This is a genomic window from Tritonibacter sp. SIMBA_163 (genome assembly GCF_046535935.1).
Taxonomy (GTDB): domain Bacteria; phylum Pseudomonadota; class Alphaproteobacteria; order Rhodobacterales; family Rhodobacteraceae; genus Epibacterium; species Epibacterium scottomollicae.
The window spans coordinates 1-250 of sequence record NZ_JAWJBP010000970.1 but is presented as its reverse complement, the minus strand read 5'-3'; the positions used below and the strand labels follow the sequence as shown (position 1 = coordinate 250).

Genomic DNA, 250 nt, shown 5'->3' with positions numbered 1-250 from the left:
CTTTTAGTGCGGCTCGTTTTGCCAGTCCTGGATCAGTCGGCTGTAGATCTCGACCGCGGCACTGATCTGCGCGAGGTCGCAGTATTCGTTCGTCTGGTGGGCCATGCTGGCGTCGCCGGGTCCCAGGACCAGGGTCGGGATATGCCCGTACGCCGGGGTCAGGATCGATGCGTCGGTGAAGTAGCTGACGGATCGCGGCGTCTGCGGCGTTCCGGTCAAGGCCTCGACCGCGGCGGCGCTGCGCTTGATC

Annotated in this window: 1 protein-coding gene; it reads right to left on the bottom strand. The window is 65.2% G+C overall.

Features of this window, described 5'->3' with window-relative positions; translation table 11 throughout:
* Window positions 1-3: 3 nt before the first annotated feature.
* Window positions 4-250 (bottom strand): M20/M25/M40 family metallo-hydrolase (locus R0J92_RS25220; RefSeq protein ID WP_411053701.1); only part of this gene is annotated, 247 nt, incomplete at its 5' end.